This is a genomic window from Nocardioides sp. P4_G4, assembly GCF_056401085.1.
The window spans coordinates 1-17,745 of the sequence record NZ_JBFUKA010000052.1; the positions used below are offsets into that span (position 1 = coordinate 1).

Consider the following 17,745-nt stretch of genomic DNA (forward strand, 5'->3'; position numbering starts at 1 on the left):
CTCCAAAGGTGGACAGCCGCAGCGGGTGTCCGTCCTGGCCACCCGTGGCGGCTCGCCGGTGTGGGGAACGGGGACCCGTTCGACATCGAGCGGGTGAGTGGCGCAGTGCGCGGCATCCTCGCGGGGTTCGCGTGGTCGGACTCGCTCGGCGGCGCGCTCCGCCTGGCGCTCGACTCCGTCACCCGGCCCGCGCAACTCAACACCCTCGCGGCGGCAGCGAACCCCGCCTTCCCCTCCGGGGACGAGCTGGCCGGCGTGCTGCAATCGAGTTGGCCAGCGCGCGCCGGCGAAACGGTCGCTGGCTGCGAGCGCGCGGTTGAGGGCTGCACCCCCAAGCTCCACGGGTTTGCACCAGACGTGCTCGGACTCGATCTTCGCGGAGTCGCGAAGCAGTTCGGCGCCGCCACAGCGTCCGGCTTCATGGGACGCAAGGGTCGTCAGATGGCAGCGATCGCTCCGATAGCAGCAGTGGCGCCACCAGGGCTGGACCTGCACCCTTCGAACGTCGGGGCGATCCTGTCCGACCTCGTTGACGTCCAAGACGCAGACGAACAAGTCCGGATGTCGATCGCCGCCACGCCAGGTCTGTCGAGGACCGTTCCGAAAAATGCGCTCGTGCCCGGTGCGCTCGCGGCCGCTCGCACGCGGGTCGAGGAACTCACTCAAGCAACTGCGAGCCTCCGCGATGGAGGTGAATGGACTCACCTCGTCAATGACCTTGCCCGCGCCGGCCATCTCGCTGGACAGGCCGAGGCTCTCGGTGCTTACGCGGAATCATGGAGCAACCTTTGCGATGAGATCGTCATCCAGGACGCGGACTTCGAGGCATGGCGAAGCGGTGCGACACTGACGACCGCGGTGAGCCGGGTCGAAGACGTCTGGCGTCGCGACGTTGAATATGAGCGGCTCGTCCCGCTTCAACGTTGGTGCACCCTCGTACGCAAGCTCGAGCCGATGCGTTCCGCCGGGCTCGACCAAGCACGGGTCGAGCTTCTCGAAGGCACTCTTCCCGCCTACACCGCCGAGGATGCGCTCGCACGAGGCGTCGCAAAGGCCTCGCTCGCTGAGCGGATCAGCACCGAGGGGCTCGATCGCTTCGACGCCGTCGCGCACGACCAGCGCGTGTCGTCATACTCCGATTCTCAAGCCGAGGTCCGCAAACAGTGGGTCACGGACGGCCCTGCGCGCATCATGGCGCGAAGGGGCGCTGGAGGCCTTGGCTCTCGCACTGGCGGCCTTGCGCGGGAGTTGGAAAAGACCACCCGGAAACTCGGGACCCGCCCGATCCTGCGGAAGTACGGCGAGGCCGTCCAGGAACTCACGCCCCTCGTGTTGTGCAGTCCGTCGTCCGTCGTCGACCTCATCGAACCGGGCGTCATGGAGTTCGATCTCGTCATCTTCGACGAAGCTTCCCAGATCACAGTCCCCGAAGCGGTCGGCGCGCTTGGCCGCGCCCGTGCCGCCATCGTCGTTGGTGACAGCAAGCAGATGCCGCCCACCCGCAAGGTTGGGGGTGGTGCATTCGACGACGACGAGATCGACGACCCCGATGCCGAGGAGATCGTCGAGGATCAAGAGTCAATCCTCAGCGAGTGCGAGCTCGCCCGCGTACCTACCCTCAGCCTTAGCTGGCACTACCGCAGTCAGGACGAGGCACTGATCGCGTTCAGCAATCGCACGTACTACCGGGGTGACCTGAGCAGTTTCCCGACTCCCACCCTGCTCTCTTCCGAGACAGGTCTGGAGTTCCGGCCGGTGCATTGGCCTGAGAACGGCGACAAGGGCATGTACCTACGAGCGGGCGCCGCGAAGGTGGACCTCGGAAACGGGATCACCGCGGGATCCAACACCAACCCGTTCGAGGCAGTCGAGATCGTGAAGTACATTCACGAGCTCGTCCATGCCAGCGAGCGGCTCCCCTCCGTCGGCATCGTGACCTTCAACGAGCAGCAGCGCCAGCTCATCGAGGACCTGTTGCACGCAAGCGGCGACACCAAGATCGCCGACCTCCTGGACGAGTCCAAGATGGGTCGGGGCGAGGCCCTATTCGTCAAGGCCCTCGAACAGGTCCAAGGCGATGAGCGGGACGTCGTCGTCTTCTCGGTCGCCTTCTCCAAGCAGGCCAACGGCAAGGTCCCGACCAACTTCGGGCCACTCTCCAACGCTGGTGGGGAGCGACGGCTCAACGTCGCCGTAACCCGAGCGCGGCGAAAGAACGTGGTGTTCTGCTCCTTCAACCCGGCCTCCAACGAGCTCGACGTCTCCGGATCGACGTACCAGGGACCGAAGGACCTCAAACAGTTCCTGATGGACGCGCAGGCCGCCGGCTCTCAGAGCGATGAGGCAGAAACCGCCCACCGTATTGCCATCCGGGATCGGCACCGTGATGAAATCGCTGTGGCCCTGCAAGACGCTGGTCTGCACGTGATGTCCGACGTCGGGCTGTCCAATTTCCGGCTCGACCTCGTGCTCGCACGACCGGAATATCCAGATCGCCCGATCCTCCCGGTCCTGCTCGATGGCGAGAGTTGGAAGAAGCGCAGCACGGTGTCCGATCGGGACGTCTTACCTGTTGAGGTTCTTGAGAACCTGATGGGTTGGCCGACCGTTGCTCGCGTCTGGTGGCCGATGTGGCTCCAGAATCGGGACGAGGTCATTGCCCACGTCGTTGCGGAAGTGGATCGAGCCGAGGCCCACCTCGACGGCAGCACCGCGGGAACGGTGTCTGCCTCGAATCCCTTGCCGGGGATGATTGCTGAGCCTGTCCAGAGCCTCGCCTCGGAGACCGAGTGGGATCTCCCTTCAGAATCAATGCGCACGAACGCCGAGGGTGACGGCGAGTCGAACTTGGACATCGCGGCATCGCGGACCCCTCCGGAACCTCTGGACCCCGAGTCCGCGGTGCCCTTCCTGTCGCAGGAACAGTTTGAAACCCCTGCGRCTTCGATGCCTCCCGCGCCGTCGACGCCCGTCCCCGTCACTCCGTCTGGTACTCACGCAGCGCAGACGGACACCGATGCCATAGCCGAGTTCCAGCCCGCTCACACCAGTGTGGTCGGCTCGAAGGAGACCCTCGACCGCCTGCCTGATCGCACGGCCGCGGCGACTGTGCGCGATCAGGTACGCGACGTCATCGAGACCGAAGGACCCGTCGAGCTGGGGCGACTTGCTCGCATCGTTGCGCGACGCTTTGGTCTCAACGCGGTCCGCTCGGCACGTGCCGACAGCATCATCAAGCTGGTCCCACGGGGGCAGGTACGCAAGAACCGAAGACTCGGCGATTTTGCTTGGCCGACACACCTCGACCCCGAGGCCTGGGCCGGTTTCCGCATCGCCGGACAGGACGGTGCGCGATCCCTCGATGAGATTGCCCCGGAGGAGATCGCCAACGCGATGCTCGCGGTGCTCGATGAGTACGACTTGAACCTGGTTGACGACTTGCTTCGCGCGACTGCGGAGCTGTTTGGAATCACCAGACTAGGGGCCAACGTTCGCGCTCGACTCGAAGCGGTACATGACTCGCTCCCGATCGAGGATGTCGTGGCGACCGCTCAGGAGCAGCCGGCGTCCAGCGAGATTGCGGCGGCCGCGCCCCCTTCGGACGATCCCACTGATTCCGACGGCGACCTCGGAGTCGTGGAGATTGCAGCGATGCTGGCCGATGCAATCCAGTCGAGTGGCACGGGCGGATTCGACGTGAATGGCGGGTACATCCAGTGGCAGGGCGATCGCGAGAGGGGCCTGTACGTCGAGGCGGGCGATGGACAGGGGTACGACGAATCGTTTGACGCGGCACTCGCCGAGAAGCTCGTTTCGACCGGCTGGCGCAGGCCTGTGCCCAAAGATGGCATCCGCAACTGTTGGTTCGAGCTCCCGCTTGCGTTGAACGGTGACGAGTCGGAGCGTAGCTACGCCACTCGGCTGCAGGTGGCAGCGGAGCGTGTTCTCAACGGCATCCAAGTCTTAGAAGTACATCAGCGCTGAGTCAGGTCTCTGCCCGTCCGAACAGCACCCCACCCATCCGCGCCATGGCTTCCCGGCGCATCGGGTCGATGACGTGGGCGTAGCGCTGGGCGGTCCGGTGCTCGGTCCATCCCATGAGGTCCATGAGCGTCCGGGTGTCGACACCGTTGGCGAGGAGCAAGGTCGCGGCAGTGTGGCGGGCGTCGTGGACGCGAGCGTCACGAACGCCGGCGAGACGCAGCACCTCCTTCCACTCAGCCCAGTCGCGTCGGGGATCGATGGGCGCGCCGAACTCGGTGGCGAAGATCCAGTCCTCGTCGCTCCACAGGAAGCCCGCCTGGAGGCGTTCGGCGGCTTGAGCCGCCTTGTGGGCGCGGAGGAGGGAAGCCAGGCCGGGCGGCAGCGGAATGGTGCGTGACCTGTTGTTCTTCGGGGTGCGGGCCACGAGGCCGCCCTGGGTCCGCTCGGGACAACGGCCTCCCTGCTTGGTCCAACACGTGGGCTGGCCTGCATCGTCGGGCTCACAGCCGTGGCGGCCGGTCTCGCGGCGCAAGGCGCGACGTACGACCACGGTCTCGGCCTCGAAGTCCAGGTCGGCCCACTTCAGCCCAAGCGCTTCGCCCTGCCGGAGCCCCAGGGACAGGGCGACGCTCCAGCGGGCGCCGTTGCGTCGGTCGGCGGCGGTCCGGAGGATGCGCGTCGCGTCGTCGACGGTGAGAGGCACCACCTCGACCTCTGGGGGCTTCTCGACCTTGACCTTCTTCGCCGGGTTCACCGCCAGGCGGCCGGAGTCCACGGCGGCCGACAGGCAGGATCGCAGGACGCGGTGGGTGGCGGCGACGGTGTGCGCGCTGGCGCCCGCGCGCTTCATCTCGATGAGGCGACTGCGGATGACCTCCGCGGTCAGCGCGCTCAACTTCATCCCGGCGAGATGGGGCAGGACGTGAACCCGGAGCGTGGACCGGTAGCCGTCGATGGTCTTGGCCTTGCGCCCGGCCAGCGGGAGGATGTCGTCGAGCCAGTGGGTCGCCCACCAGCCGAGGGTCGTGTCCTGGCTCGAGTGGATGTACTCGCCTCGGTCGCGCTGCGCCTCGAGTCGGCGCTGCGCGCGGACGACCTCTCGGCGGGTCTTGCGCCGCAAGTGCTTGCGGTCGGGGCGGCCGTCGGGGTGCCACCCCATCGGGACGTAGACGTGCCAGAGGCCGTCCTTGCCCTGGTACGGCGTCGGTGTCGCCTGGGCCGGGTCCTGGCGGGGGCGACTCATGCTGCGCCCTCCCCGGAGGTGTCGGGGGTCTCGCTGCGGCGGGTGTCGATGCGGTGGGACTCGATGTAGTCGTCGACGTCCCTGCGCAGGATCCGGGTCGCATAGTTCATCTTCACGTGGGGGAGATCCCCGCGCCGGAGCATGCGCTCGATGGTGGAGACGCTGACTCGCAGGGTGGCCGCGGTCTCGCGCTTGGTCAGGAGGATCGGTGGTGTTCGCATGACCAGCCCTGTGCCAGATATGTCGAGGCTGCGGCCGCCGACGAAATGGGGGTGCTGGGACATGACTTCAGCCTGCCGCCCGAAGATCACGACGCCCCCGAGACGTTGTTGCACCGGTCCTGCACCAGGACGACCTCTGGCGGCGGGGGCTCTCACCCGCTGGCGGGTCGCGAAACGACAAAACCGCAGGTCAGCGGGCTGACCTGCGGTTTCTCGTTCTGCGCGCCTGTAGGGATTCGAACCCCAAACCTTCTGATCCGTAGTCAGATGCTCTATCCGTTGAGCTACAGGCGCCCGTCGGCTGCGAACAGTGCGACCGGATGAGAGTAGCGGACCACGGCCGACAACCCGAAATCACACCCCTGCGGGTCGACGTGACGTGGATCCCAGAACCCGTCCGGGAGTGGAGCGTTCCAATCCGGCGACCATCGTTAGGGTGGCGGCACGTTGCGCGACCGGGGCGGTCGAGACGCCCGCGGTCCACCTCACGAGAGGCACAGATCAGATGGCAGATGTCGAGGCAGCCCTGGACGCCGCGGGGCTCGAGAACCCGAAGGTCCGCGAGTTCGTGGCGGAGTACGCCGCGCTCACCGGAGCCGAGCGGATCGAGGTCGTCACCGCGGCCGACGACGCCCGCCTGATCCAGGAGGCGCTCGAGGCCGGCGAGCTCAAGCCCGCGGGAGAGGGCCGCTACTACTCGCGCAGCTACTACAAGGACACCGCCCGCTCCGAGGAGCGCACGATCGTCGCGACGAACGACGAGAAGGACAAGGGCGTCTACAACAACTGGCGTCCGGCCTCGGAGATGAAGCCGATGCTGCACGACCGCATGCGCGGTGCCAGCGCCGGCAAGACGATGTACGTCATCCCCTACCTGATGTCGCCCCCCGGCAACGAGCTCGCCCCGTGGGCCGCCGGCGTCGAGCTCACCGACTCCCGACCGGTCGTGCTGCACATGATCCGGATGTCGCGGGTGGCCGCGCGCTTCCTCGACGACCTCGAGGACCCCGACCACTTCGTGCGCGCCGTCCACGTGACCGGCGACCTGGAGAACCTCGGCCAGGGCACGGACGACGACCAGCGCTACTTCGTCACCGTCGCCGACGAGCGCACGATCCTGCACTTCGGGTCGTCGTACGGCGGCAACGCGCTGCTCGGCAAGATCGCCCACGGCCTGCGCCAGGGTGCGTACGACGGGTGGGCCAGCAAGAAGTTCCTCGCCGAGCAGTACATGCTCATCGGCATCCACGACAACGAGACCGGCAAGGACTACCACATCTGCGGCGGCTTCCCGAGTGCCTCGGGCAAGACCAACCTGGCGATGATGCTGGCCCCCGACGTGCTCGGCGAGCGCTACCACGTGTCCTTCTACGGCGACGACATCGCGTGGCTGTGGGTCCACGAGGAGACCGGCCGGCTGATGGGGATGAACCCCGAGTACGGCGTCTTCGGCGTCGCCAAGGACACCAACGAGCGCACCAACCCGACCGCGCTGCACTCCGTCGACCCGGGCACGCACGCCATCTTCACCAACGTCGCCTACAACCCGACGACCGGCGAGGTCTGGTGGGAGGGCCGCACCCCGTCCCCGCCGCCGGAGGTGCACGGGTGGCTCGACTGGACCGGCTCCCCGCTGGCCGACCGCAAGGACAGCGACTCCTCCCCGTGGGCGCACCCCAACAGCCGCTTCACCACGACCCTCGACAACGTCCCCAACATCGCCACCGACTACGACGCCGCCTCCGGGGTCCCGATCGACGCGATCATCTTCGGGGGCCGCACCCGCGACCGCGAGCCGCTGATCCGGGCCATCCACGACCTGGCCGAGGGGGTCTACGACGGCCTGACCCTGGGCGCCGAGGCGACCGCCGCGGCCGAGGGCAAGGAGGGCGTGCTCCGCTACGACCCGATGTCCAACCGCCCGTTCATGGCCTACGGGGAGGGCGACTACGCGCAGCACTACCTCGACGTGGTCGGTGCCGCCACCGACCAGCCGATCTTCGCTCACGTCAACTGGTTCCAGCGCAACCCTGAGGACGGCCACTTCCTGTGGCCCGGCTACCGCGACAACCTCCGCCCGCTGCTGTGGCTGCTCCAGCTCCGCAACGGCGAGGTCACCGGTCGCCAGACCCCTGTGGGGATCGTGCCGACCGCGGACGAGCTCAATCTCGAGGGCGTCGACATCACGCCGGAGGACCTCACGACCATCCTGTCCATCGACAACGCCCGCTGGCAGGAGGAGATGGACCACCGCGAGGAGCACCTCGAGCAGTTCGACCGGATGCCGGAGGCGATCTGGGAGGCCCACCGCCGCGTGGCCAAGGCGCTGGCGGACGACGGCGCCTGAGCGGCGTACGCGACGAGTGCCGACGGCCCCGGTCCACGACCGGGGCCGTCGACGCGGTGGGCGACCCGTCAGCGGCTAGGGTCGTCACACCATGGCAGGTCTCGGGACAGCGAAGGACGTGAGCGACAGCCGGTTCGACCGGCGTCGCCCCTCCCTGCGACTCATGCGCCCCTTCGGCGTCGTCTGCGGGCTCGGCCTGCTCGCGGTGCTGCTGCCGCCGTACGACGTGTCCTGGGTCGTGCTGGCCTGCGCGACGGTCGTCTACTTCGTCATCATGGGCATGCTCATCGAGAGCAGCCGGCGCGAGCCGCGCACCTGGGTCGATCCCACGGCCGCCTACCTCACCTTCGTCTTCGTCCTCCTCGTCCGTGAGGCGGGCGGGGGACAGGCATCCGGGATGGCCGTCCTGGTCCTGGTGCCGGTCCTGTGGCTGGCGATCACCGGCTCCAAGCGCGAGCTGTACGTCGCGAGCTTCCTCGCCGGAGCCACGATCCTGGGGCCCGTGCTGCTGATCGGCGCCCCCCGCTACCCGATCGAGGACTGGCGCCGCGCCCTCCTCCTGGTCGCCATCGCGGTGGTGCTCGGCCGCGTCGTGCAGCGCATCGTGCTGCGCATGGAGCGGGAGACGCGCGCCGCCCGGACGGCCACCGAGCAGAGCGAGCGCCTGTTCCTCGACGCCCCGCACGGGGTCGCGGTGCTCGACACCACCGGCCGGATCCAGTTCGTCAACGCGGCCCTGTGCGGGATCGTCGGCCTGCCTCCCGACGAGCTCGAGGGCGTGTGGCTCACCGAGCTGGCCCCGCCGGACGACTCCTCGGTCGCCGACCACCTGGCCCGCATCTTCGAGGACGTCTCCCGCTCCAGCGCCTCCGACTGCGTGCTGCGCGACTACCGCGGTCAGGACATCCACGTGGGGCTGAGCAGCCGCCTGCTGCGCCGCCCCGGCTCCGACGAGCCCGACATCGTGCTGGTCAACGTCGTCGACGTCTCCGAGCGCCGTCGCTACCAGGACCGGCTCGCACACCTCGTCGACCACGACGTGCTGACCGGGCTGGCCAACCGGCGCCGCTTCGACACCGAGCTCCAGCGCCACCTCGAGCGCTGCCGGCGCTACGGCTCGAGCGGCGCGGTCCTGCTGCTCGACCTCGACAACTTCAAGCAGGTCAACGACAGCCTGGGCCACAACGCCGGCGACCAGCTGCTGGTCACCATCGGCGGCCTCCTGCGCCGGTCGGTGCGCGACACCGACGTCGTCGCCCGCCTCGGCGGCGACGAGTTCGCGCTGCTGCTGACCGACGGCGACCAGAGCGCCGCGGAGCGGGTCGGTCGCGACGTCGTCGAGCGCATCCGCGAGCACGCCGCCACCCTCGACGGCGTACGCCGCCGGGTCACCGCCAGCGTCGGTGCGGTCACCTTCAGGTCCGCCAGCGAGCACGCCACCGACATCCTGGCCCTGGCCGACATGACGATGTACGACGCCAAGGAGGCCGGCCGCAACCAGGTCGCGATCCTCCCCGAGGGCGAGACGCGGCCGCCGAAGTTCTCCGCCCGCCTCCAGTGGCAGAGCCGCATCGAGGAGGCCCTGGAGAAGGACCGCTTCGAGCTGCACCTCCAGCCGATCATGAACCTCGCCAACGACCGGATCAGCTCGGCCGAGGTGCTGCTGCGGCTGCGCGACGAGGACGAGCTGGTGCCGCCGTCGCGCTTCGTCTACATCGCCGAGCGCACCGGGCTGATGCCGCAGGTCGATGCCTGGGTGGTCGAGCACAGCATGGCCATGCTGGCCAAGCTGCGCCTCATCGATCCGGAGTTCGAGCTCGAGGTGAACCTCTCCGGTCACTCCATCGGGCACCCGGACATCGAGCAGGCCATCCGGGAGTCGCTCGCACGCCACGACGTGGACCCGGCCGCGCTGATCCTGGAGATCACCGAGACGGCGGCCGTCGCCGACGTGGCCCTGGCCCGGGCCTTCGCCGAGCGGATGACCGAGCTCGGCTGCGCGTTCGCCCTGGACGACTTCGGTGCCGGCTTCGGCTCCTTCTACTACCTCAAGCACCTGCTCTTCGACTACGTGAAGATCGACGGGGAGTTCGTCGCCCAGGTGCACCACTCGCAGGTGGACCGCACGATCATGCGCTCGATCGTCGGCATCGCCCGCGACCTCGGCAAGCGGACGGTGGCGGAGTTCGTCTCCGAGCCGGCCATCCTCGAGGTGTGCCGGGAGGAGGGCGTGGACTTCGCGCAGGGCTACCTCATCGGCAAGCCGGTGCCCTACGACGACTTCGTCGCCCAGTTCATGCCGTCCGTCCTCGCCACGGCCCCGCAGGAGTGATCGCGGTCGTGCACGTCCCCGCGGACCATCCACCACTCTGACCACCCACCACACTGACAGGAGACTCGGGACCGATGCAGTGGTTGCAGCGCTCGGTCGGGCTGGCGATCATCGGTACCGCGGCCCTGGGGGCTGCCGCCCTGTGGGCGGCGGTCGCCGCCGGTGACCCCTCGCGTGGGGAGCGGCCCAGCGAGGGCCTCCTGTTCGGCATCTGGCGCGTCTTCTACGACACCGAGATGCCGGCGCCGCGAGTCCTGCTGGCCGCGGTGGGCGTGGCGCTGATGCTGGCCGCCGGGGTCGCCGCCCTCGAGCGTCGGCTCCTGACCCGGGCGCGTCGCAGCGAGGACCCCGACCGGATGCCGCTGGCCCCCCGCCTGGTGATGGCCGAGACGCGCGGCGAGTACGCCGGCCCGGTCACCATCACGGTCCTCATCCCGGCCCACAACGAGGAGTCGTGCATCTCCGAGACCCTCGCCTCGCTGCTCTCCCAGTCGCTGCCCCCGGCCCGGGTCGTGGTGGTGGCCGACAACTGCACCGACGCCACGGTCCGGCTCGCGTGGGACGCCGGCGTCGACGTCTTCGAGACGGTCGACAACGCGCACAAGAAGGCGGGTGGCCTCAACCAGGCGCTCTGCATGGTCCTGCCCGGCCTGGGGGACAACGACTGCGTCATGGTGATGGATGCCGACACCACCCTGGACGCGGGCTTCCTCGAGGGGGCCGCGCGCCGGCTCGCCGACGACCGTGGGCTGATGGCCGTGGGGGGCCTCTTCTACGGCGAGGACGGTGCCGGGCTCATCGGACAGTTCCAGCGCAACGAGTACACCCGCTACCAGCGCGACCTGCGCCGGCGCCGCGGCCGCGTCTTCGTCCTCACCGGCACCGCGTCGGTCTTCCGCCCCCGCGCCCTGCGCGCCGTCGCCGCCGAGCGCGGCGCCACCCTCCCCKGGGTTCCGGGCGACGTCTACGACACCATCGCCCTGACCGAGGACAACGAGCTCACGATCGCGCTCAAGTCGCTCGGCGCGCTGATGATCTCCCCGGCCGACTGCACGGTGGTGACCGAGGTGATGCCGTCGTGGAGCGCCCTGTGGGCCCAGCGGCTGCGCTGGCAGCGGGGAGCGCTGGAGAACCTCGGCGCCTACGGGCTGCGCCCCCAGACGTTCCGCTACTGGATGCAGCAGCTCGGCATCGGCTACGGCGTCATCGCCCTCGGCGCCTACCTCACGCTCATCCTGCTGATGGTGCTGGCCACCTCCACCTGGGTGTGGTTCCCGTTCTGGATCGGCATCGGTCTCGTCTTCACCGTCGAGCGCGTCGTCACCGTCTGGCGCGGCGGCTGGAAGGCCCGACTCCTGGGGCTGTCCCTCTTCCCCGAGCTCTTCTACGCGATGTTCCTCAACGTGGTCTACGTCAAGGGCATCTGGGACCTCTCGCTGGCCCGGCAGGCGACGTGGAAGCACGTCGTACAGACCGAGTCCGGCGCCCGGATGGAGCACTGACGTGGCCCTCGTGACAGTCGACCTGGTCCCCATGGGCCTGCTGCTCCCCGAGAGCCTGCTGCGCCAGGAGGTCGTCGCCGTGCTGGCGGCGTTCGTGGCGATCAACACCATCGTCTACGTGACCCTGGCGGTCGCGAAGGTGCTCCCCAAGCTCTACCTGAGCGACGTGCTCGAGTCCCGCAACCGGCGCAGCGAGACCCGCAGCATCGACCCCGACGCCCCGATCTGACGGCCGCACGTCGCCGTGCGCCCGGGTCGACGGGCGCCTGTGACCTGGCTCTCACCGATGGATCGATCCAATATGAGCCGCGCTGAGCGCGAGGTTAGCCTCGCCGCACCCGCACGGGGCCGGGCAATGGAGCCGGGCTTACCACCGACACCTCCGTCGATACGCTCGACGGCCGGCGACGCCCACCAGCACGGGGGCGTACGCCGCGAATGCGCGAGAGGGATCCACCGCATGACCGCCACCACCGACGCCCCCACCTCCACCACCAGCGGGGTGCCCACCACCCACCAGGGCATCCTGGACTGGGTCACCGAGACGGCTGCGCTGACGCAGCCCGACGCCATCCACTGGTGCACCGGCTCCGACGAGGAGTGGACCGAGCTGACCGCGGCCCTCGAGGCCACCGGCACGTTCACCCGCCTCAACCCCGAGATCAAGGTCAACTCGTTCCACGCGGCCTCCGACCCCACCGACGTGGCGCGCGTCGAGGACCGCACCTACATCTGCTCGGTGGACGAGAAGGACTGCGGGCCCACCAACAACTGGATGGACCCGAACGAGATGAAGGACCTCATGCGCGGGCTGTACGCCGGCTGCATGAAGGGCCGCACGATGTACGTCATCCCGTTCGTCATGGGCCACCTCGAGGCCGAGCACCCGATGTTCGGCGTCGAGATCACCGACTCGGCGTACGTCACGGTCTCGATGCGCGTCATGGCCCGGATGGGCACCGAGGTCCTGCGCAAGATCGAGGAGATCGGTGCGGACGTCAAGTGGGTGCCCGCGCTGCACTCGGTGGGCATGCCGCTGGCCGAGGGCCAGGCGGACGTCTCGTGGCCCTGCAACGACACCAAGTACATCGTCCAGTTCCCCGAGGAGCGGATGATCTGGAGCTTCGGCTCCGGGTACGGCGGCAACGCGCTGCTGGGCAAGAAGTGCTACGCCCTGCGCATCGCCAGCGTCATCGCGCGCGACGAGGGCTGGATGGCCGAGCACATGCTCATCCTCAAGCTCACCTCGCCGCACGGCGTCACCAAGTACGTCGCGGCGGCCTTCCCGAGCGCCTGCGGCAAGACCAACCTCGCCATGCTCAAGCCGACCATCCCCGGCTGGAAGGTCGAGGCGATCGGCGACGACATCGCGTGGATGCGCATCGGCGACGACGGCCGTCTGTGGGCGGTCAACCCGGAGTTCGGCTTCTTCGGCGTCGCCCCCGGCACCAACGAGCACACCAACCCCAACGCGATGGCCACCATCAACAAGGGCAACTCGGTGTTCACCAACGTCGCGCTCACCGAGGACGGCGACGTCTGGTGGGAGGGCCTCGAGAACACGCCCGCGAAGGCCACGTCGTGGAAGGGCGAGCCCTGGACCCCCGAGTCCGAGGAGCTCTCCAGCCACCCCAACAGCCGTTACTGCACGCCCATCAAGCAGTGCGACATGCTCGCGGCGGAGTACGACGACCCGCGCGGCGTGCCGATCGACGCCATCCTCTTCGGTGGTCGCCGCAAGACCACCATCCCGCTGGTGACCGAGGCCCGCGACTGGACCCACGGCACCTTCATGGGCGCCACCCTCTCGTCGGAGACCACGGCGGCCGCCGTCGGCGCCGTCGGCGTGGTGCGTCGCGACCCGATGGCCATGCTGCCGTTCATCGGCTACAACGCCGGGGACTACTTCAGCCACTGGATCAACATGGGCAAGGACAACGACGCGTCGAAGATGCCCCGCATCTTCTACGTCAACTGGTTCCGTCGCGACGACGAGGGCGGCTTCCTGTGGCCCGGGTTCGGCGAGAACAGCCGCGTCCTCAAGTGGGTCATCGAGCGCCTCGAGGGCCAGGCCGCCGCGGTCGAGACCCCGATCGGCCACGTGCCCGCACCGGGATCCCTCGACATCGAGGGCCTCGACATGACGCCCGAGGCGATCGAGGCCGCGCTGGCCGTCGACGCCGAGGAGTGGAAGGCCGAGATCCCGCAGATCCAGGAGTGGTTCGAGAAGTTCGGCGACGACCTCCCGGCCGTGCTGTGGACCGAGCTCGACGGGCTCAAGGAGCGTCTCGGCGCCTGACCGCCCCGACGATCATCACGGCAGGCCCGTCCGGGGGCCTGCCCCGTCCGCGGCGTGTGGAAGGATCGCCCGCGACCACAGGGAGGCGGTGGAGGATGAGTTTCGGCCCGCAGGAGCGCTCGCTCTTCGAGTCCGCTGCCACGGGGCTGTACGAGGAGATCGCGACCCAGGCCGGCCTGTCGAGGTCGGACCCGCGCATCGCCGACGGTGGCCCGGACCGCCAGGCCTTCGACCTGCTCGTGGAGCTCGGCCTGGTCACCCTCGACGAGCTCGACGAGACCTGGCTCGCCGTCGACCCGGCGACCGTCCAGTCCCGCGTGGTCGCCCCCCTCGGCCAGCAGGGCGCCGAGCTGATCTCTGAGTCCGCCCAGTGGGCACAGGCCTTCAGCGGCCTGTCCCAGACCTGGCGGCAGTCCCCGGGGTCGGTCAAGGGCCCCTTCATCGAGCTGCGCGGTGAGGCCATCGCGCCGTACATCACCTCAGCGGTCGCGGACGCCACCCGCGAGCTGCTCACGGCTCAGCCGCAGACGGGCCGGGCGATGGAGCAGCTGCCCCAGGCCATCGAGCGCGAGGTGGGTGCGCTGCGACGCGGCGTCACCATGCGCACGCTCTACCAGCACGCCGCACGGCGCAGCTCGGCCACGCACAAGTACGTCGCGGCCGTCACCGCCGAGGGCGCCCAGGTGCGGACCCTCGACGAGTTCTTCAACCGGCTGATCGTGGTGGACCGCCGGCTGGCCATCGTGCCGGGCTCCGAGGAGCGCACGGCGCTCGCCGTCCGCGAGCCGTCGCTGGTGCACTACCTCGCCGACATCTTCGAGCGGTCGTGGGAGCGGGGCCGGCCGTTCACCAACCGTGACACCCCGCTGGTGCGCGACATCGCGGCCGAGCAGCGGGCGATGACGATCCGGATGCTCGTCGGCGGGCACGCGGATCCCGTCGGCGCCAAGCGGTTGGGGGTCAGCCCGCGCACCTACGCGGCGTACGTCTCCGACCTGAAGCACGAGTTCCAGGTCGACACGCGGTTCCAGCTGGGCTACGAGATGGGCCGGCTCGGCGTCACCGGCAACGATACGGAGCCACACGCCGAAACGGACCGCGACTGAGTCACGGTCCGCTTCGCCCGGGGGGGAGGGAGTCGATCAGGGAAGGGGGCGCGACCCGGAGGGCCAGGTGGTGTCCTGCAGCGCAGAGGCGCTGGTGGTGCCGATGGCGCCGACCCCGATGGTCAGGGCAGCGGTCAGAAGTGCCGCAGCGATGCGTCGTGCAGTCATGGTCATTCACCCTCTTGTCTGTGGGTCCGGGGGGACCACGAACGATCATTCTCCCGGATCCGTGCCCGAGCGTCACCATGGTCGGAGGTGCAAGTGTGTGCATTGCAGACTTGTGCAATTCTCGCTCCACCACGGCCATGCGGCCCCGAAATGCACTCTGGCCCCCGCTGAGGGAGGCCAGAGAGGATGGCGGAGGCGGAGGGATTTGAACCCTCGATGGGGTTGTAGCCCCAAACCCGCTTAGCAGGCGGGCGCCATAGACCGGACTAGGCGACGCCTCCACGCTCGCCGAGACGAGCCCGCACAGGCTACAAGGACCCGACGGGATCTGCCGAATCAGGTCCGGTCCGGCATCGGATCACAGCGGACGCAGGCCCTGTCCGTCGGTGAGGTGGCGCTGCAGGTCGCGGACGAACGCCTCGCGGTCGCCGGCCAGCACGTCCACCGGGATGGTCGTCGTACCCCCGTTGCGCAGGCGCAGGACGACGCACGGCGAGCCGGCCCGGGTGGTGGTCACCGCGTCCTCGACGTCCTTCCACCGGGCCGCGGCCACGCCCACGCCACGGACCCACTGCACCTGGTAGCCCTCGTCCCCGAGGCGCACGACCCAGCCCCGGCCACCGATCGCGAAGGTCGCCGCGACGAGCACGACGATGGCCAGCACCGCCGGGACCAGCAGCACCGCCGTGTGCAGGTCGAGGAACGCCACGGCTGCGGTGGCCGCAAAGACCATCAGGGCGATGAGGACCAGCACGACCCCCATCACGCGGGCAGTGACGGCGGGGGCGAGTCGATAGTCGGACGGCACGGGACGATTGCACCTCATCCGGCGCCCGGATCGCCAGTTGGCCCTTGTACGGTGCGTCTGCCCGGGTCCACACTCGAGTGGGTCCGACGGGTCGGGAAGGGTGCCATGTCCAGTGCTGCGACGGCGATGAGCGCCCTGCACCGCGCCCTCGACGCCCCGCCCGAGCCCGGCATCGCGCTGGGCAACTGGCGCTGGACGATCCGCCAACGCCTGGCCGACGTGCGCGAGGTGCTGATCCGTGAGTCCGAGCACCCCGACGACGCCTGGCTGGCCGCCCGCGGCACCGCGGCCCTGCGCGAGCGCACCTCGCTGATCGCCCGGATGGGCGAGATCGGACCCCAGGTGCTCGAGAGCCCTGACGTGACCCAGGTCCGCGAGGCGCTGCTGCGCCTGCTCGCCGACATCGACCGGCACTTCCAGAAGCTCCGCGACCTTGCGTACGACGACGTGGAGATGGAGTTCGGCGGCTCCGAGTAGCGCGTCGCGCCACGCCTCCTAGAATGCTCACCGTGCCGTCTCCGGACGGCKCGAGGAGGGGTGCCGGAGCGGCCGATCGGAACCGCCTTGAAAGCGGTCGTAGGGAGACCTACCGCGGGTTCGAATCCCGCCCCCTCTGCCAACCAAGGTGAGCGCCGTGGGCGGTGGGCGGAGCGAGCCGTGGGCGGTCGGGCAGCCACATTCCTCGCCACCGGTAGGTGGCTGGGCCACCGCTCCCTGGCATGCCGACGCACGCCGCGCCCATGGGCGGTCGGGCAGCCACATTCCTCGCCACCGGAAGGTGGCTGGGCCACCGCTCTCCAGCGACACCCAGCGACACCCGGCGGGCCACCCGTAGGCTCGCGTGCGTGTCCCCCTGGTTCGCAAGCCCCGCCGATGCCTCCGCCCGCCTGCACGCGACCGGCTACCTGGCCGACGCGGCGACGGCCACCACGGCGTACCTCGCCGGGGCGCTGGAGAAGCCGCTCCTGGTCGAGGGTCCCGCGGGCGTCGGCAAGACCGAGCTGGCCAAGGCGGTGGCCCGGGCCTGCGGCGCCGAGCTGGTGCGGCTGCAGTGCTACGAGGGCCTGGACGAGGCCCGTGCGCTCTACGAGTGGAACTACAAGAAGCAGCTGTTGCGCATCCAGGCGGCCGGCGACCAGGGGTGGGACGAGACCCACGACGACATCTTCACCGACGAGTTCCTGCTGACCCGCCCGCTGCTGACCGCGATCCGTCGCGAGGAGCCGACGGTGCTGCTGGTCGACGAGGTCGACAAGACCGACGTCGAGGTCGAGGGGCTGCTGCTGGAGGTGCTCTCGGACTTCCAGGTGACCATCCCCGAGCTCGGCACGGTGACCGCGACGCGTCGCCCGTTCGTGGTGCTCACCTCCAACGCGACCCGGGAGCTCTCCGAGGCGGTCAAGCGGCGTTGCCTGTTCCTGCACCTCGACTACCCGGACTCGGAGAGGGAGCGGGAGATCGTGGTCTCCCAGGTTCCCGGTCTCCCCGACAAGGTCGCCACCCAGCTCGTCGAGGTGGTCGCCCGGCTGCGCGGGCTCGAGCTCAAGAAGGCCCCCTCCATCGCCGAGTCGGTGGACTGGGCGCGCACCCTGATCGCGCTCGAGATCGACGACCTGGACGAGGAGGCCGTACGCCGCACGCTCGGCGTGGTCCTCAAGCACTCCTCCGACCACGACCGGGCCACCAGGGAGCTCCGGCTCGCCGCCTCCCGATGACCCCGACCCGACGATGACCC

At 69.3% G+C, this 17,745-nt stretch carries 13 protein-coding genes and 3 tRNA genes; 10 read left to right on the forward strand and 6 right to left on the reverse strand.

Annotation, left to right across the window (positions count from 1 at the left end; translation table 11 throughout):
- The first annotated feature begins 105 nt into the window (after positions 1-105).
- Positions 106-3,984, forward strand: coding sequence for an AAA domain-containing protein (locus AC1DQF_RS13280; protein WP_477525695.1), 3,879 nt, complete (start codon positions 106-108; stop codon positions 3,982-3,984).
- 1 nt (position 3,985) lies between these two features.
- On the opposite strand, the gene AC1DQF_RS13285 is transcribed toward AC1DQF_RS13280, so the two are convergent.
- The 3 genes from AC1DQF_RS13285 to AC1DQF_RS13295 all read right to left on the reverse strand — a co-directional run bounded on the left by AC1DQF_RS13285 (position 3,986) and on the right by AC1DQF_RS13295 (position 5,742).
- Positions 3,986-5,227: a tyrosine-type recombinase/integrase gene (locus AC1DQF_RS13285; protein ID WP_477525696.1), complete on the reverse strand. Its 1,242-nt coding sequence runs from the start codon at positions 5,225-5,227 to the stop codon at positions 3,986-3,988.
- Entirely contained in the window at positions 5,224-5,448 is a 225-nt protein-coding gene (locus AC1DQF_RS13290; protein ID WP_477525697.1) for a helix-turn-helix domain-containing protein, read from the reverse strand. Before AC1DQF_RS13290 ends, AC1DQF_RS13285 begins: the two co-directional genes overlap by 4 nt.
- A gap of 221 nt (positions 5,449-5,669) precedes the next feature.
- A tRNA-Arg gene (locus AC1DQF_RS13295) sits at positions 5,670-5,742 on the reverse strand.
- A 211-nt stretch (positions 5,743-5,953) separates the two neighbouring features.
- On the opposite strand from AC1DQF_RS13295, the gene AC1DQF_RS13300 reads away from it, so the two are divergent.
- From AC1DQF_RS13300 to AC1DQF_RS13325, 6 genes are all read left to right on the forward strand, one after another.
- On the forward strand, positions 5,954-7,795 hold the full coding sequence (locus tag AC1DQF_RS13300; protein WP_477525698.1) for a phosphoenolpyruvate carboxykinase (GTP): 1,842 nt from the start codon (positions 5,954-5,956) through the stop codon (positions 7,793-7,795).
- 118 nt (positions 7,796-7,913) lie between these two features.
- Positions 7,914-10,127: a putative bifunctional diguanylate cyclase/phosphodiesterase gene (locus AC1DQF_RS13305; RefSeq protein ID WP_477525699.1), complete on the forward strand. Its 2,214-nt coding sequence runs from the start codon at positions 7,914-7,916 to the stop codon at positions 10,125-10,127.
- A 74-nt stretch (positions 10,128-10,201) separates the two neighbouring features.
- Entirely contained in the window at positions 10,202-11,629 is a 1,428-nt protein-coding gene (locus AC1DQF_RS13310) for a glycosyltransferase family 2 protein (protein ID WP_477525700.1), read from the forward strand.
- A 1-nt stretch (position 11,630) separates the two neighbouring features.
- On the forward strand, positions 11,631-11,858 hold the full coding sequence (locus AC1DQF_RS13315; RefSeq protein ID WP_477525701.1) for a hypothetical protein: 228 nt from the start codon (positions 11,631-11,633) through the stop codon (positions 11,856-11,858).
- A gap of 231 nt (positions 11,859-12,089) precedes the next feature.
- Positions 12,090-13,928 carry a phosphoenolpyruvate carboxykinase (GTP) gene (locus AC1DQF_RS13320; protein WP_477525702.1) on the forward strand — a complete coding sequence of 613 codons (1,839 nt, stop codon included), beginning with the start codon at positions 12,090-12,092 and terminating at the stop codon, positions 13,926-13,928.
- A 95-nt stretch (positions 13,929-14,023) separates the two neighbouring features.
- Positions 14,024-15,034 carry a TrmB family transcriptional regulator gene (locus tag AC1DQF_RS13325; RefSeq protein ID WP_477525703.1) on the forward strand — a complete coding sequence of 337 codons (1,011 nt, stop codon included), beginning with the start codon at positions 14,024-14,026 and terminating at the stop codon, positions 15,032-15,034.
- 36 nt (positions 15,035-15,070) lie between these two features.
- Here the strand turns inward: AC1DQF_RS13325 and AC1DQF_RS13330 are convergent, their stop codons facing one another.
- From AC1DQF_RS13330 to AC1DQF_RS13340, 3 genes are all read right to left on the reverse strand, one after another.
- On the reverse strand, positions 15,071-15,202 hold the full coding sequence (locus AC1DQF_RS13330) for a hypothetical protein (RefSeq protein ID WP_477525704.1): 132 nt from the start codon (positions 15,200-15,202) through the stop codon (positions 15,071-15,073).
- Between the two features lie 187 nt (positions 15,203-15,389).
- Positions 15,390-15,483: transfer RNA gene (locus AC1DQF_RS13335), tRNA-Ser, on the reverse strand.
- Positions 15,484-15,560: 77 nt separating this feature from the next.
- Positions 15,561-16,010: a hypothetical protein gene (locus AC1DQF_RS13340; RefSeq protein WP_477525705.1), complete on the reverse strand. Its 450-nt coding sequence runs from the start codon at positions 16,008-16,010 to the stop codon at positions 15,561-15,563.
- A 105-nt stretch (positions 16,011-16,115) separates the two neighbouring features.
- On the opposite strand from AC1DQF_RS13340, the gene AC1DQF_RS13345 reads away from it, so the two are divergent.
- The 3 genes from AC1DQF_RS13345 (at position 16,116) to AC1DQF_RS13355 (ending at position 17,725) form a co-directional block, all read left to right on the forward strand.
- The gene (locus AC1DQF_RS13345; RefSeq protein WP_477525706.1) at positions 16,116-16,487 is read left to right on the forward strand and encodes a hypothetical protein; all 372 of its coding nucleotides are present in this window, start codon (positions 16,116-16,118) and stop codon (positions 16,485-16,487) included.
- Between the two features lie 54 nt (positions 16,488-16,541).
- Positions 16,542-16,629, forward strand: a tRNA-Ser gene (locus AC1DQF_RS13350).
- A 226-nt stretch (positions 16,630-16,855) separates the two neighbouring features.
- Positions 16,856-17,725 carry an AAA family ATPase gene (locus tag AC1DQF_RS13355; RefSeq protein ID WP_477525707.1) on the forward strand — a complete coding sequence of 290 codons (870 nt, stop codon included), beginning with the start codon at positions 16,856-16,858 and terminating at the stop codon, positions 17,723-17,725.
- Positions 17,726-17,745 lie beyond the last annotated feature (20 nt).

What these genes read in the sequence shown, in the direction of transcription:
- AC1DQF_RS13285 (WP_477525696.1), bottom strand. Translation starts at nt 5,227, where the DNA reads ATGAGTCGCCCCCGCCAGGACCCGGCCCAGGCGACACCGACGCCGTAC.
- AC1DQF_RS13290 (WP_477525697.1), bottom strand. Translation starts at nt 5,448, where the DNA reads ATGCGAACACCACCGATCCTCCTGACCAAGCGCGAGACCGCGGCCACC.
- AC1DQF_RS13300 (WP_477525698.1), top strand. Translation starts at nt 5,954, where the DNA reads ATGGCAGATGTCGAGGCAGCCCTGGACGCCGCGGGGCTCGAGAACCCG.
- AC1DQF_RS13320 (WP_477525702.1), top strand. Translation starts at nt 12,090, where the DNA reads ATGACCGCCACCACCGACGCCCCCACCTCCACCACCAGCGGGGTGCCC.
- AC1DQF_RS13325 (WP_477525703.1), top strand. Translation starts at nt 14,024, where the DNA reads ATGAGTTTCGGCCCGCAGGAGCGCTCGCTCTTCGAGTCCGCTGCCACG.
- AC1DQF_RS13330 (WP_477525704.1), bottom strand. Translation starts at nt 15,202, where the DNA reads ATGACTGCACGACGCATCGCTGCGGCACTTCTGACCGCTGCCCTGACC.
- AC1DQF_RS13345 (WP_477525706.1), top strand. Translation starts at nt 16,116, where the DNA reads ATGTCCAGTGCTGCGACGGCGATGAGCGCCCTGCACCGCGCCCTCGAC.